Consider the following 13,698-nt stretch of genomic DNA (forward strand, 5'->3'; position numbering starts at 1 on the left):
CACTTTCCGTTGCTTTTGCTTAAATTGTGCACGTGGCTCGCCACTCCTTCGCTACGATGGCATTGGCTCACGACGTGCCTATAGAGAATGTGGCTCGTATGCTTGGGCACCAGGACATCAAAACCACACAGATTTATGCCAAGGTGCTGCGCACCACCATCGAGCGCCATGCCACAGCCCTGCAGCGTTCAATCAGCTAAGACACGATAGAATATTCCCTTTAGTAACTGCGACTTTCCCGACTCATGGAAGGTGGCAGTTATTTTTTCGCATATATACCTCTGTCCACGTATGTAGAATAATGCACGAGGATTGGGTATTGTGTCAGAGAGGAAAGAGAAATGGAACTTCTGCTTTCCATCAATCTTGTGCATTGACAAGCGCATAGAATTGGCTATGCCGTCTTTCAATCGCAAGGTGAATTGAGTTCTGTTATACCCAAACGAGTCAGTAACCTCTACCTTATCTATTATAGGATGTGGCTGATTACCGCCGAAAAGATAATGTCCACTCCAAAAGCCGACATATATAACATCAAAATATGCAGATGACTTCTCGGTTTCTCCTTTGCCAATCACATAGCTTGCAGTGCCTTGTGCCAAGTCTCCTGCATCATAGTCGACATCATCGTGATAGCGTACCGATGATAATTGCCCTTCATTGTTCGGTCTTTGTCCTATGTAGATGCCAGAAGATGCAGAGCCAGAAGAGCCTGTACCATCTTCCGATATAGTCCATGTTTCTCTACTGCCCAACTCTCCGCAGTCGAGAAACATACAATTGCCATACTTGTCGTCAGTACCCTCTATCCATGCAGGAACGATTTTCAGTTCAATATCGTCAGCATCATTATCAACAAAATAATCTCCGAACTGATTTACAGGCATCAGACGGTTATAATACTTGTACCACTTCATGCCATTATGCTTGCTGACAAATTCTGATTTGTAGCAGTACATTATAAAATAGGTATCAATCTCCTTGCAATAAAACAGTCTGTTTCCGTCACTTCCAACTGGATAGCCACGGCTGAAAGACTCGCTGTATCCATGTCCGCTATGCCCCGTAGACTTGTAATAACCGCTAATCTTCAACGTCATAGCCTTGTCAATCAATTCCCGAAATGTATCATAGACCAAAGCCTTTGACTTGTTGGCTCTTATAAACCAGTCGCACGAGTAATATGACCACAGAAGCGCATCATTATCAGCGTATTTCAAGTTAGCCGAAGCGATGTACTTGCTTTCATCTTCTTGCGACACCTCTGTTGTGTAAGAGTCCAAGACCTTGTTTAAGATTACCTCTCCTGCCGATTTTGCCAGACTATTAGAGAAATGAAACTCGATGCGCTTAGCCTTATGGTTGATATCAAAATCTCCGAAAAGGAAGTTTTCAAGATGCTCAAAAAACTCGTTCAATGTCCAATGAGGCAATGCAATGGCAAAGTTCCACGCAGCCCATGCAGCCGGAAGCGTATTGCAAATCAAGAGATATTTATATTGCGATTGCTCCAGTTCAGCAAAGTTCGCCTCATACCCCAATTGCGAACAAATACGCTTCAAGATATACAATAAGTATGGCTGGAACGAAAGAGTACTTTTGACATTCTCGAAGCCAGTGATGAAATGGACAGATGTGGTAACAGCATTCTGCAGATTGCCGGAATAGTTGTTTACCCACGGCAACGGCACCCAGTTGTTCGTTGGATATGGTTTGAACGCTTCTGCTGCTATAAGATTATCGCGCTTGGTAGGATATCCCAAATCCATTTCATTGAGATAGATATCGTCAAACGTTTCGTTAAAGTTCTGCTCGCTGCGCCCCTCCAGGAACTGCGTTTTTACTTCCACGTCCGATATTTCCGTTATTGTGATGGAGCCAGACTTCAGGAAGGCGCCGTCACGGATGTCGCAGTCAAATACCACCTTTGACTTGATAACATCCGCTCTGTGGATGTGCCCGAAGATGGCTATATTTCGGGCGCATCCCTTTAGTGGAAACGTGATTGTCAAGGTGTAGCTGTCGCTACCCGTAAACAGACGGTTCTCGAAGATGAAGTCAAACGAAGTGTTCTTCTTCAAAAAAGCTTGTTTGCCATTGATTATTATTTCCATTTTTATTACTTTTGCAAAATGAAACATACACTAATTATAATATTCGCAAGTTTGACACTTTTTGTTGCAAGTCTTGTCTTTATTGACTATTGGAATTTCGATTTTCCACACTTGCTCATATTTCTTATTGCAAGTAGTGTCGTACTGTATATTTTAAGTAGATATGTGAAAGGTAAGTCTGCAAGACGAACACTTGCCACTTTATCATACATATCGCTTGCCACATGGATTTTGCTCCTAATATTCTTATTTATTGCTATGTATGTAATGACAATTGGCGAGGCTCACCATTAACCAGAGGTTACTCACTTTCTCCTACTCTTTGGTGTCTTGTTACGGATTAGTGTGTCATACTCGTCCTGCGCTTGCTTGATGCCAGTGTCACCCGTGACCGTGTTCACCGTGACAAACGGCTCGCTCAATCGCTTCTCCAACTGCTTCATCGTATCGGCATAACTCTGCATAGCCTTTGTGTTCTGCACGATTGCAGCCGTAGCCAGTCCGTCCGGCTGCTGCTGCACGATGATAGGCTGTTGCTGTTGTGGCGTGCTATATGCTACTGGCGCAATAGTCCGGCTCACATCATCGGCTCGTAAGGATCCGATGGTGTTAGTCCGCTGCGCATAGTCCAGGGCGTTGATGATGGGACGCGCAACCGGGTTGGCAAGCATCTCCTGCGATGCCACCCATTCCCCGGCATGAACCACGCCCACCTCTTGGAACTTGGAACCTTTCGGAGTGAAGCCACCCTTTGCATAGCCCTGGCTTTCACTCGCTTGCTGCTGCTTTTTGATAGCAGCAATCTGAATAGCTCCTGCAGCCACCGCCATTGCAGCAGCCACTGGTGCCAGGATATAACCCACAAGCGGAATTGCCGCTGCCGAGCCATACGCCGAGATGGCGTTCTGTGCCGTCTGCGCCACCGCTTGAATGACCTGCATTGCAAACATCTTTTTGTTTGCCTCGTTCTTTTTCTTTGCCAGCTCCTTCTGCTTCTGCTCCTCGAGCTTCTTCACCTTGTAGTTGTTGCCCTCCGCTTGCGATATCTCCTTGTCATACCGCTTCTCGATGGCAGCAGTCTGTATCTCCAGTTCCGCCTGAATGAGCGAAGTCATGCCCGAAAATATTGAAGACATGCCCGATGTCAGCGTGTCAAAAGACCCTTGCACCGCCTGTCCGAGGTCCGAGTTCAGCCACTCCGTGATGTCCTCCGTCATATTTTCGAGGAAGTTCTTACTCGTGTCGTTATACTCTTGGCCGTACTTCTTCGCCAATGCCACCTTTGCCTTTTGATACGCTTCCTCGATACGCAACTTCTCATTAGCATCGTCGCCAGCAGCCTTTATCTCCTGTTTGAAAACCTCATCGAGGGCAGCACTATCTTTGGTGTATTTCTCTTTCTTCTCCGACTTGTTATCCCCGAAGTAGTCCTCTTTAATTTTGGCAAGCTCTTTCTGATGCTTCTTCTCGTTGTCCTCAACGGTCTTCTGATTACGCTTTTGGTTTTCAACGAGCTTATTTTGATAATTCTTCTGCGCTTGCAGCTGTTCCTTAGAACCGTCCGTGTAGACCTTCGTCAAACGACGCAGATGCTCCAACTCCATGAGTTCAAGCGCATCATCAAACGTTTTTTGGTCGACCTTGCCATCAATATACCGCTGTTTCTCCGTAGCAACAAGCTCATTGTAGTAGTCGTTCTCCTGCTTAGCCGATTGCGTGTTCTTGTCATCAGCGAGTTTCTTCTTTGCCTCATAGTATGATGCTTCCGCTTCCAGCTTCTGTTCACTCGTAGCTTTGCCATTAGCCATAACCTTTTGATTGTACTCCATATCAATCTCCGTCATGCGGTTCGTGTACTCCTCGAAGTCCTTCTCACCTTTGGCATACGCAATGCGGTTGAGAGCTTGCTCCCTGGTTTTCCAGTCCTTTTGCGGTTTCAGCACATCCTCAGTCTTCGTCTTCTTGTCCGTCTTAGGAGGCGTGTATGGAGGGTTCTGTGTCTGCTGTTCCTGCTTCTGTTCTTTCTTCGCTTCATTGAGCGCATCCTTCTTGATGTCTTCGCCATATATGCCTAAGATGTTCGCCTCACGCTGGTCGAGTTCCGCCAGGTCCTCCTTTGTCTTGGCAAGCGCACGTCTGTTCGAGGCACGCAACGAGTTGACACCCAACTGCACCACCTTTCCCTCCTGACCAGGCATAACCGTTTCCGTCCTTGCCTCCATCTCATCCATGGCAACGACACGCTCCTGCCTCTGCTTTTCCAGATTAAGGTCGACGCGCTGCTTTCCTATATCACGCAACTTATCCTTAGCACCCTCAATCTCATACTTGCGAGTCAACGACTTCAAGTAATCATCAAGAGCCTTCTTGTTCTCCTTATACTTGCCTGTAGTATCATCCAACTGGGCATTATAGTTCGGGATAATCTTGTTGAGCGCATCAATCGCCGTGTGTCTGTCCTTCAGCGACTGCGTTTCATCGCGAGCCACCGCAATAAGCGCATCAATCTTGTTCTTCTCGTCAATGATGCCCTCCTGCCCACGCTTGCGTATCTCCTGCAAGTCCTTTTCTGCTTGCGACACCTCTGTCATCTTCTTGTATAGCTTATAAAGAACCGCACCGAGAGCAATGACTCCGACTGCTATCGCACCATAGCCCGATGCGAGCAGAGCACCCTGCTTTTTGAGGTCCGACATCAGCCATGACTGTCGCACCCAGTTGCCCTGCAATTTGGCGAGCCCCATCTGTAACAAAAGGTGTGCAGCGTGCAATGTGGCGACCGTGGTCTTGTATGCCGTAGTCGCAGCCTTGGAAATGACGAGCCACGCATAATGCGCCTTGAAGGCAATGTTTGAAGCGTTCACCGCAATCTTATAGGCAATGAAAGCAGCAGTCAGCGAAGCCAAAGTAAAAGCGTTCTCCTTGATGAACGTGATAGAAGTAGACATGAACTTCAACAACAACGTGGTGGAAGAGATGACATGCTTCATTATAGGCTGCAACTGCTCACCGAGTGCCACCGCCATCTCCGTCACACCCTTGCGAGCCTTGTCAAGTCCTGCCTGCACCGTACTGTTCTGCACATTGAACTCATTTGTGACCGATGTACCCTCCGCAAACGCCTTAGTAGCTTCCTCCTGCTCCCACCGCACCATATCGAGGTTGCCAGCAAGAGCCGAAATCACCTGCGCAGCACGAGCACCATTCTCGCCCATATCCTTGAAGACTGGAGCCAGTACGTCGATGTTGCCGAGTTCGTGAAAACGATCCAGCAACATAAGAAGTCCCTCGTTAGTGCTCTTCTTCAGCGTTTCGTTGAACTCCTTAGCATTAAGTCCCGTAGCCTTTATTATCTTGTCGTTCTCCTTGAACATATCCATAATGACTTTGGAAACCGCAGTTGCCGACATCTCCACCGCCTGTCCCTGGCTATCCAGCACCGCAGCGAAGCCCATGATTTCCGGGATAGTCATCTTCGCCTGGGCACCCACGCCAGCCATGCGCTGTGTGAAGTTTGCGAGATAAGGAGCAGAAGCCGTGCAGTTCTGTGACAACTCATTAATAACGGAACCCACGGCAAGCAGAGCCTTCTCCGTGCCGAGTCGTTCCTCGTCACCGAAGATGTTTGTCAATTTTGAAAGAGTCAGCGTAGCCCCATCACCGAGGTCGTCCAAAGCCACATTGATTTGGTCGGCAGCTTTCACGAAGCCCAAGACATCCTCCTGCGAAGTTTTGCCCAATCGACCCGCCTCCTGCGCCAACTTATTCAATTCCTCACGCCCCGTTCTGGTGTCAATCTTCTGGAAGTCCTCATTCAGCTGCTCCACCTGCGCAGCGTTCATTCCGGTAAACTTGCGCACATTCGCCATCTCCTGGTCCATATCCGCAAAAGCGTTCACCGCCGAGCGTCCAGCCATGATAATACCCGTGATGGCAGCAGCAATGCCGGCAAGAGCCGTCTGCCAGTCGTTCAACTTTCGGTTCATCCGTTCCCACAGACTCTCATTCTCTCGCAACTGCGAGTTCACTTTGGCAATCTCCGCCTTTACACGCTTGATAGCCTCACATTGTCTGTTCCACTCTTCGCTTCCACGTTCAAGCCCATTAAGGTTACGCTTCAGCTGTGACAATGTGCGGTTCAGTTCCTTTGGCGAAGTTTCATCGAGTCGTTGCAAAACATGCTCGACCCCTTTCGCTGCATTTTCAATCTGCGAGATTTGGCGATTGGTTTCCTTCAGTTCACGCTTTAGCTTCGTGAGCTGCTGTTTGTTTCCTGTTGCTGCTGCTTTCTCAATGGCTTTTTCGAGGTTTGCAGCCTGAGATTTCAGTTTCAGGAGCATATCTTCCGCCTGTTTTCCGTTTACAGTGAGCGTAACGGTCGCATTGGTGTTTATATTCGACATACGTCTTTCAATTTTATTGGTTTAATGATACGCAAAAATAACACCGCTCAAACACCACTCAAAAGACGAGAAATAAGGCAGTTTCGCCCGATTTAGGCACGCTGGCGCCGACAAAAACCGACGAAATTTAAGCGATAGAAAAACGAAAGGCTTGTGTATCAAGCCGTTAAGGGATTGTTAAGGGATTTTCCCTTAACCCGTCTTGATAAAGACCCCCCGACCGCCCTGTCCTTGCTGACGGCTACGACCGCCCGACCTTAGCGGAATATGTAAACAAATGTTAATATTTAGTTTCTCGTATTCGCAAAACCGCCTTAGTTGCTTCAAAAGGCGAAAAGGCAGAAAGTGACGAAAAAGGTTTGCAAGTTTCGCTGATGACGAAAGCGAACCGAGGTTTCACGCTGATGCACATCCGCTCCAAGTTCCACGAAAAGCGAGGGTTTCGGAATGAGCAAATAAGGCTGAAATAAGCAAAAGGTTTCGGCAAAGCATCGGGTTTCGGCACAATATAGGGTTTCGGATGCGTCAAACGCTCTTTTTTCGGCACTTTATGCCTCCAAGCCGAGCAAACCGAGGGTCTTGCCGTACCACGAAAGGCTATTGGGTATAGGATGGGCATCAATGGCTTGCGGATGTTGCAATATATGCGAGAAAAAGCGAAGGTTTCGGCTTCATACTGCGCTCTTTCGTGCTACTGAACCACCGCCCACCACACCAAGCGAGCCACCACGCCACGCCCGACCCATCGGGCGGTAATGCGGCAGTGGTGAGGGATAAAAAGGTAATGCGCCTGTCGGTCTTGCCCGACATTAGGCGCACTACCTTTTCTATCCCATACCTCTGCCATACCTATTTGAATAAGCGAGAGTGCTGTCAGACTTATAGCAATCTTGATTGCCATTAGTCAGACGGCTTTCTCGCATTGATAGATAATAGAAAGCGCAGCTTTACCAAACCATGAAGGTATCGCCTTATAGGAAACAGAAGGCTCTGCCTTACCCGAAGCGAATGGGTATGAAGTGGAATGTAATGAAGTGGTAATGTAGGACTTCTCCATGGCTCGCAGAGTCATAGAGAGACTCTGGAATGAGAACGTAATGGAATGTAGCGCAATATCCTTTCGCAACAGTGGACGAAAGGATGTGGCACATAACGGACGGCTACGGGAGTGGAGAGCCACTGCCTTTCGGCTGAAGAAGAGAAGATTGAGCGAAGCGAGATGATAGACAATAGATCGAAACTGCACGGACTTATACGCAATGCAATGGAGCGTGTGTCCGTATCTATTAAGAAAGGTGAAGGGTGTGCAACACTATTCACCTTTGATGATGATAGATAGACATCTTTGATGTGCAAAAAACAGAATGACATCGCAGATGTGGAGAAGAATGACGGAATGAAATGACGTGGAAGACGGATGACGCTTGCGTGTTGATGATTGACGAGGAGGTCAGACAAGCTCGCTGCAAGCGTTGCTTGGCTGGGTGATGCGTCAATCATGTGCGTAGGTGGTGCATTGTTCGGTGGCGAGGACTGGCGTAGCCGTGAAATTGTGGGGCGTGTAATGAAGTGGAGGGGCTTTGGGCTGCCGTGGAGAAATGTGTATGTTGCTTACCCCGTACCGTGACTCGTGTGCTTGCACTTTTCTCGAATGTATGGAGGACTATTCGACTTCAGGCGATTTGTCCTCCTCACATCCGAGAAAAAGAGACATGGTACGGATCAGGGAAGTGGCATACTTATTTTGCAACAGAAGCCCAAAGCGACGGAACGCAATGGAACACCCCACAATTTCACTTAGCCATGCAATGGCTTGTCCTCGCCACCGAACAATGCACCGCCGGAGCTGCCAGGCAATGAATTCGGGAGCCTGTGACCGAAGTGTCGTCGTCTGCCAGCGAGATAGCGACGGATAAGCATTAAGACGGCTACTGCCGTTAGCATCATTAGGACGGCAATAGCGAGCTTTGCCGTGAAGGGAACTGAAGACCTTGACTTGATAATTTCCTGCGACTTGTCGGATGAAGACTGCTTCGCTATTGCGATGCTGTCTTCCACCTGCTGTGCAGCTGCGGACTCCTCCTTTTCCTCTTGGGAAAGGTGAAGTCCGTAGAGCCTGAGAGATGACGGCTTGCCGTGATAAGATGGAGGCTTTGCCTTATCATTGGACAGGGGCTTGCCCGATGGATAGCTTTGGTCGGAACATTGAGGGGTTGCCGACGTGTCGACACCCCCGAATGTGAAGACGCAGCTATCGAATGAAAGGGCAGTAAGCCTCTGTAGGGAACTGAATGAAAGATTCTGAGCGGATCGCCATTGAGCTTGCGAAACGGCGTTTCGCTCACTTTCATTGGAGGACGATGCTGTCTTTGTGCTCTTGCATGACAGTACAAATGCACAAAGAATAATGATTAGGATATGTTTCATATCGTAGGGTTTAGATGATGGCATACTCTGCCGTGGCATCGAATGATGGACACGCTTTGGCAGCGAAGTCGCGATGTCCTCGGATTTTGGCATTAGGGAACTGCACCCGGAGCTTGCGAAGAAGTGCCACCAATGCGGATTTCTGCTCCTCCGTGCGAGTATCCTTAGGGTGTTTGCCGTCGGTGGTCAAGCCACCGATATAGCAGATTCCTATGGAATGGGCGTTGTGCCCTTGGCAGTGCGCTCCCACTTGTGCGAGCGGTCTGCCATGATGCACAGAGCCGTCGCGGTAGATGACGAAGTGATATCCGATTGAGGCAAAGCCTCGCTGCCGATGCCAGCGGTCGATGTCTGCCGTGGTGAAGTCCTTGCCTTCAGGCGTGGCAGAGCAATGGACGATGATGAGATCAATCTTGCGCATTCTTCTCCTCCTTCCGTTTCAGCTTGTCGTCGAGGTACGAGCGTAGTTCTGCATACTTAGTCTGTATGTAGATAGTGACACCGAAGATAGACCCGGCGTAGATAAGACACTCTGCGAATACACCCAGGACAGACTCGTGAATCTGTCCGGTGGGCGGTACGATGAATCCTGCGACAGCGAGGAGAAATCCACCGATGAGCATAGCTATGGCAGATACAATCTGCACGTTTTCCTTAGTTTCTTTTGTCATAATGAATTGTCTTTTGAGAGTTAATATGATGTGGTTATCTTTGTATAAGATAAGCTGCATCTCAGCATAACAATCAAGCACGCTTGTTGTTCTGCATTCGATTTGCATTATCTTTGCGATTGAGTTGTGGTCGATTGGACCATTGCTCTTTGGCAGCGTGGTGTCGCGAACACCATTTTGCATCCGAGCTGTGGTGGCCTCCTTGCGGAGAAACCATGGCTCTTTTCGTTTACATACTGAAATTGAAGGTGAGTTTGTAATTGTTGCTACCATCAACTCTATCAGCTCTTGCAATTACCTTGAACTCAGCGAGGTTAGTTCGGAGTTCTCCGAACTGGAACGGACCGTAATCTTTAGACTTCTTGTAAAATCCGATGGCGAAGCGGAAATGTCGGTTGATACCGAGAATGTTAAATGAGCGTTTGCCAAAGTAAATGCGGACTTCCAAAAGCTGTTGCGTTTCGGGGTCGATGATAGCAAGGCAGTCGCTGAACAACACATTAGGCTTCGTAAAATACTTGCCATTGTCCGGGTCGCCCTCCTTATCCAGTCGGAAAGAAATCTCGTCGCCATTATTCACACTAATCTTTCGGTCGTCATAAAAGCGGTTCCAGCCACGTCGCCGTGGAAGATACTCACGCACACCGTTTTCATCCTCCTGCTTGCGACTTGTACGCACCGAGTGTCGGAAAATGACCGGTGTAAGCCCTTGCCGGATATAACGGTAGGCATCCTGTATCACAAGAGTACTGTCAGTGATGATACATTCAATGTGCATCTGCGTAGCTTGCTTCATCGTGGCAAACTTCTGAATGTCAGTCTGCAACGATTTTATCTGGGACGCAACTGATTTGAGGTCAGATTGAAGAACTTGTATGCTTTCAGCGTTGTTTCCGATTTCAATGTTGTTCTTTGAAATGCGCAGGCTCAGACTCTGAGTAGCCTTTTGAAAATTCACAAGAGCCTCCTGCACCTTATTCATAGAAGCAATGCATGAAGACAGCTCGGACTTGCACTTGTTCAAGTCCTGCACCTGCTGCGCACGCATGACACCGGCACGCTCGGTAGTGGCTTGGCGGATGAGAATGGAATTGTTTGCAATTTGATTGATTCCAGTAGAGAGATTCGCCTTTCCCAATGTGAAATACACGTTGTTGCGGTCGTCCGAGCCGATGGTGAGCGATGTCAGCACATAGCCGATGCGTCCAAGATCCGAGCGCCAATTATCAAGGCGACTCACGTCCGTCTGCAGAGCAGCTTTTCCCAAAAGGTCAGCGATTTTCTGCAACAGTGCGCCCAGAACTTCGGGCGTTATAGCCTCTTCGCGCGTCTCGCTGCGAAATGAGGTGATGAGAGATGTGATAGATGAAATGTCAGCCATACTTTTGCTTGTTTTTAGCAAAGGTATGGCTGACTTTTAGATGGAGAAAAGACATTGTTAGTGATTATAGCGCACATACTTGTCGTCAAGAGCCTGAGCGACGACACCAACGAACTCGTGAGCGATGTTGTCGGAGAGGAAGTCACGGAGGTTCATGACGGAAGCGTAGTACTTACGGCTGAACCAGGGTTTCTTTTTGCGCTTGCGTTCACGGCCGATGTCGCCCTTGTTTCCACGAGGAATCTCTTTACCAGTACCGAAGTTCTGCCAAAGTCCATATTCGAGGAAGGACTGGCTTAGTCCTAACTCAATGAAACGACCATCCGCACGGACAGGGAGTGACTTGGGACTATGGAGCAAACGTCCGGTGTCGATTACACCGAGGAGTGTCATTTGCTCACGCCATATTTTGAGCATTGTGTCGTTGAAGGCAAGAACGAACTTCTCACGTTCTTGCAGTTGTGGGTCATTGCCATTCTGTAGGGTCATAACGTAAATCGGTATAAGTGTCAACGGCTATTTGAAAGAAAGCACAGGCGCAGCCAGAGAAGAAGTATTGGTCGATTTCCTGAAAGGAAATGCGAGAGTCGAGATAGATATTATGCTGCTCCTGCTTCGTCTTTTCGAGGATGAGCTTGCTCATAAACTGTCGGAACAGCTCGCGCATGGTGTCCATGCACAGCTGGCGTGCAGCCATATCATCAATGGCGTGGCGCATGGCGAGGAAGACCGTCTTCACTCTTCGAGTGTGCGGACTATTGTTCACCTCGATATAGCCTTGGCTTATGTCGCTGACGGCGATGATAGCCGTGGCGGACTGCAGCTGCTGCAAGGCTTCCTCGAAGCCGTCGAGTCCGCTGACCTTTGCGAAGACAAAGTCATGGGCCTTTGCGAACTTGTTTGTTTCTATGAGGGATGCGAAGAAGGCTGTGGCATCCCAATTGATGTTCTTGTATGTCATTTCGTTTGTCGTTTGATGTCTTCTACTTCTTTAGCCTTAGCATCGAGTTCTGTGAGTGCTCGCCATGTGTCCATCGAGAGCACTGCTTCCTCTTTGGTGATGTCTCCACCAGTAAGTGCACGGATCTGTGCATTCATGGCAGTCCGCAGCATCTCGCCGATGGGCGGTGCATAGCCAAGTAGGTTCTGCTCGTCGGCTGGCATCGGCTGCAAGAAATGTGGAAATAGTCGGGCGAAGTAATGCTTCAGCGACGAGAACCAATAGAAGGCGTTGAGCAAAAGCGTTGTTGTGAGGTGACGCGACTTTACCTTTGGGTACAGAAGCGTGGCGAGGTGGCTAAGCAAATCCTCGTTCTTGGTGTGGAGAAAGCCCTGATAGTAGTTGTCGGCAGATATGAATGTCGAGAACGGCACGCCCTGGAAGTCGGCTTCGACGGCTTTGGCTCTTCCGATTTTTGTGATGCGAACCGGCAATGGAGCAAATTGTCGTAAGAAGTCCAATGAAGCCGTGGCTGCTTGCATTTGTCTGATGGTGAGCGTAGCCTCCTGCTTGGACGCTTGGCGGTGCTTTACGAGATAGCTGCCGTCATGCGTCTTGCACAACACTCTTAGGTCTGCCCATTTGAACAAACAGAGAGTGAGTATTTCTTCCATTGGCAGATCATGCGAGAACTGTGTGAAGAAATACAAGAGTTGGCTGTCAGAGAGTGACTGCCAATCAGTGGGTAGGGATAAATTGAAAAATGCTTCCATACTGCGAAAGTACGGAAGCATTTGTATGGGGGAAAAGACAAAAGATTATTGCAGACTCTTGTCAAGGATTTCAAGAAGAATGGTAGGGTCCTCGTGGATTTGCTCAGCAGTGAGTCCTTTCTTTTCCACTTCTTCAGCGACGGCAGGATAGTCCTTGAATTTATCCTTTATCTTTTTCAACAGTTTCTTTTGAGAATATTTTTCTCTTTTGGAATTAATTTTTTTATCCTCAAATAACATCCAATAGTAAACATGCTTGCCGCTATCAACCATATAGTGATATGCCCTACAGCCCAAGTAAACGGTATTATTTGTCCATATACCAGTAAACGACCTGCTGTGGGTGGAACTTTCAAAAGCAAACGGCTGCATATAGCCCGTAACATGTTTACCCTTGTAAATTTCAGTTGCCATAAAAGGGAATGTAGGGTCATCTTCATTAAGAACGAAAGTTCGCTTCTTGCCGTCTTGCATAGCATTGTCCACCACAAGGGATTTTATATCTACTATCTTGTATTTTACGTCCTTGCCATCTTGCGTTTCACTGAAATAGATGTTCTTTTTCATGAAATGAATGTCGTTCTGCAAATAGCCGTTGAGTACAGTACCGTCTTTAAGAGTCAGCACAGCCTTTGGCCATACGACTTTCGGCTTCTTGGCGTTTGCCGTTATCGCAAACGAGAATACCATGAGGAAGATGATAAAAAATAGTTTCTTCATAAGCGAATGATTTTATGGTTTTTAATGCGCCAAAGATAACACTTTTTTCTTAACGAGCAAATGTTTGAGGTCGTTTTTTTAGAAGAATCAATCTCGTTATATAATGAAAAATCAAAGTGTGAAAATGCTTCCATACTGCGAAAGTACGGAAGCATTTGGGTTGGGAAAAAGACAAATTGTTTATTCTGGTTTCTGCACAAACATGATTTTGTCAAAAATATCACCTGCAGAAACGTTTACACGAACATAACGTCCATCCTGTGTTTCGT

General features: G+C 47.9%; 14 protein-coding genes. 2 read left to right on the top strand and 12 right to left on the bottom strand.

Annotation, left to right across the window (positions count from 1 at the left end):
• Positions 1-26 precede the first annotated feature (26 nt).
• Positions 27-200: a tyrosine-type recombinase/integrase gene (locus tag HMPREF0673_RS13905; RefSeq protein ID WP_374464805.1), complete on the top strand. Its 174-nt coding sequence runs from the start codon at positions 27-29 to the stop codon at positions 198-200.
• Here HMPREF0673_RS13905 and HMPREF0673_RS09460 read toward each other — a convergent pair.
• The 4 genes from HMPREF0673_RS09460 to HMPREF0673_RS14305 form a co-directional block, all read right to left on the bottom strand.
• Entirely contained in the window at positions 189-2,081 is a 1,893-nt protein-coding gene (locus tag HMPREF0673_RS09460; protein WP_245544246.1) for a hypothetical protein, read from the bottom strand. The genes HMPREF0673_RS13905 and HMPREF0673_RS09460 overlap by 12 nt on opposite strands.
• A gap of 338 nt (positions 2,082-2,419) precedes the next feature.
• Complete coding sequence (locus HMPREF0673_RS09465) at positions 2,420-6,517, bottom strand: phage tail tape measure protein (protein WP_007901456.1); 4,098 nt, start codon at positions 6,515-6,517, stop codon at positions 2,420-2,422.
• A gap of 691 nt (positions 6,518-7,208) precedes the next feature.
• A complete protein-coding gene (locus HMPREF0673_RS09470; RefSeq protein WP_007901457.1) occupies positions 7,209-7,418 on the bottom strand; it encodes a hypothetical protein in 210 nt (69 codons plus the stop codon).
• 3 nt (positions 7,419-7,421) lie between these two features.
• Entirely contained in the window at positions 7,422-7,763 is a 342-nt protein-coding gene (locus HMPREF0673_RS14305; protein ID WP_157591684.1) for a hypothetical protein, read from the bottom strand.
• A gap of 192 nt (positions 7,764-7,955) precedes the next feature.
• Between HMPREF0673_RS14305 and HMPREF0673_RS14310 the strand changes: the two genes are divergently transcribed.
• A complete protein-coding gene (locus tag HMPREF0673_RS14310; RefSeq protein WP_007901460.1) occupies positions 7,956-8,144 on the top strand; it encodes a hypothetical protein in 189 nt (62 codons plus the stop codon).
• Between the two features lie 170 nt (positions 8,145-8,314).
• On the opposite strand, the gene HMPREF0673_RS14555 is transcribed toward HMPREF0673_RS14310, so the two are convergent.
• The 8 genes from HMPREF0673_RS14555 to HMPREF0673_RS09510 all read right to left on the bottom strand — a co-directional run bounded on the left by HMPREF0673_RS14555 (position 8,315) and on the right by HMPREF0673_RS09510 (position 13,429).
• Positions 8,315-8,944 carry a hypothetical protein gene (locus tag HMPREF0673_RS14555; protein ID WP_007901462.1) on the bottom strand — a complete coding sequence of 210 codons (630 nt, stop codon included), beginning with the start codon at positions 8,942-8,944 and terminating at the stop codon, positions 8,315-8,317.
• A 10-nt stretch (positions 8,945-8,954) separates the two neighbouring features.
• Positions 8,955-9,365, bottom strand: a complete 411-nt coding sequence (locus HMPREF0673_RS09480; RefSeq protein ID WP_007901463.1) for an N-acetylmuramoyl-L-alanine amidase — start codon at positions 9,363-9,365, stop codon at positions 8,955-8,957.
• Positions 9,352-9,615, bottom strand: a complete 264-nt coding sequence (locus tag HMPREF0673_RS14320; protein ID WP_157591686.1) for a hypothetical protein — start codon at positions 9,613-9,615, stop codon at positions 9,352-9,354. Before HMPREF0673_RS14320 ends, HMPREF0673_RS09480 begins: the two co-directional genes overlap by 14 nt.
• Positions 9,616-9,844: 229 nt before the next feature.
• Positions 9,845-10,996 (bottom strand): hypothetical protein, encoded by a 1,152-nt coding sequence (locus tag HMPREF0673_RS09490; protein WP_007901466.1) that lies wholly within the window; start codon positions 10,994-10,996, stop codon positions 9,845-9,847.
• A 57-nt stretch (positions 10,997-11,053) separates the two neighbouring features.
• Entirely contained in the window at positions 11,054-11,485 is a 432-nt protein-coding gene (locus tag HMPREF0673_RS09495; RefSeq protein WP_007901467.1) for a hypothetical protein, read from the bottom strand.
• A complete protein-coding gene (locus HMPREF0673_RS09500) occupies positions 11,463-11,957 on the bottom strand; it encodes a hypothetical protein (protein WP_007901468.1) in 495 nt (164 codons plus the stop codon). Before HMPREF0673_RS09500 ends, HMPREF0673_RS09495 begins: the two co-directional genes overlap by 23 nt.
• Positions 11,954-12,709: a hypothetical protein gene (locus tag HMPREF0673_RS09505; protein WP_007901469.1), complete on the bottom strand. Its 756-nt coding sequence runs from the start codon at positions 12,707-12,709 to the stop codon at positions 11,954-11,956. The genes HMPREF0673_RS09500 and HMPREF0673_RS09505 overlap by 4 nt, the downstream gene beginning before the upstream one ends.
• A 45-nt stretch (positions 12,710-12,754) precedes the next feature.
• Positions 12,755-13,429, bottom strand: coding sequence for a hypothetical protein (locus tag HMPREF0673_RS09510; protein ID WP_007901470.1), 675 nt, complete (start codon positions 13,427-13,429; stop codon positions 12,755-12,757).
• Positions 13,430-13,698: the final 269 nt, after the last annotated feature.

This window comes from Leyella stercorea DSM 18206 (assembly GCF_000235885.1).
In the GTDB taxonomy this organism is placed as follows: Bacteria; Bacteroidota; Bacteroidia; order Bacteroidales; family Bacteroidaceae; genus Prevotella; species Prevotella stercorea.

What these genes read in the sequence shown, in the direction of transcription:
- HMPREF0673_RS09465 (WP_007901456.1), bottom strand. Translation starts at nt 6,517, where the DNA reads ATGTCGAATATAAACACCAATGCGACCGTTACGCTCACTGTAAACGGA.
- HMPREF0673_RS09470 (WP_007901457.1), bottom strand. Translation starts at nt 7,418, where the DNA reads ATGGCAATCAAGATTGCTATAAGTCTGACAGCACTCTCGCTTATTCAA.
- HMPREF0673_RS14555 (WP_007901462.1), bottom strand. Translation starts at nt 8,944, where the DNA reads ATGAAACATATCCTAATCATTATTCTTTGTGCATTTGTACTGTCATGC.
- HMPREF0673_RS09480 (WP_007901463.1), bottom strand. Translation starts at nt 9,365, where the DNA reads ATGCGCAAGATTGATCTCATCATCGTCCATTGCTCTGCCACGCCTGAA.
- HMPREF0673_RS14320 (WP_157591686.1), bottom strand. Translation starts at nt 9,615, where the DNA reads ATGACAAAAGAAACTAAGGAAAACGTGCAGATTGTATCTGCCATAGCT.
- HMPREF0673_RS09490 (WP_007901466.1), bottom strand. Translation starts at nt 10,996, where the DNA reads ATGGCTGACATTTCATCTATCACATCTCTCATCACCTCATTTCGCAGC.
- HMPREF0673_RS09495 (WP_007901467.1), bottom strand. Translation starts at nt 11,485, where the DNA reads ATGACCCTACAGAATGGCAATGACCCACAACTGCAAGAACGTGAGAAG.
- HMPREF0673_RS09500 (WP_007901468.1), bottom strand. Translation starts at nt 11,957, where the DNA reads ATGACATACAAGAACATCAATTGGGATGCCACAGCCTTCTTCGCATCC.
- HMPREF0673_RS09505 (WP_007901469.1), bottom strand. Translation starts at nt 12,709, where the DNA reads ATGGAAGCATTTTTCAATTTATCCCTACCCACTGATTGGCAGTCACTC.
- HMPREF0673_RS09510 (WP_007901470.1), bottom strand. Translation starts at nt 13,429, where the DNA reads ATGAAGAAACTATTTTTTATCATCTTCCTCATGGTATTCTCGTTTGCG.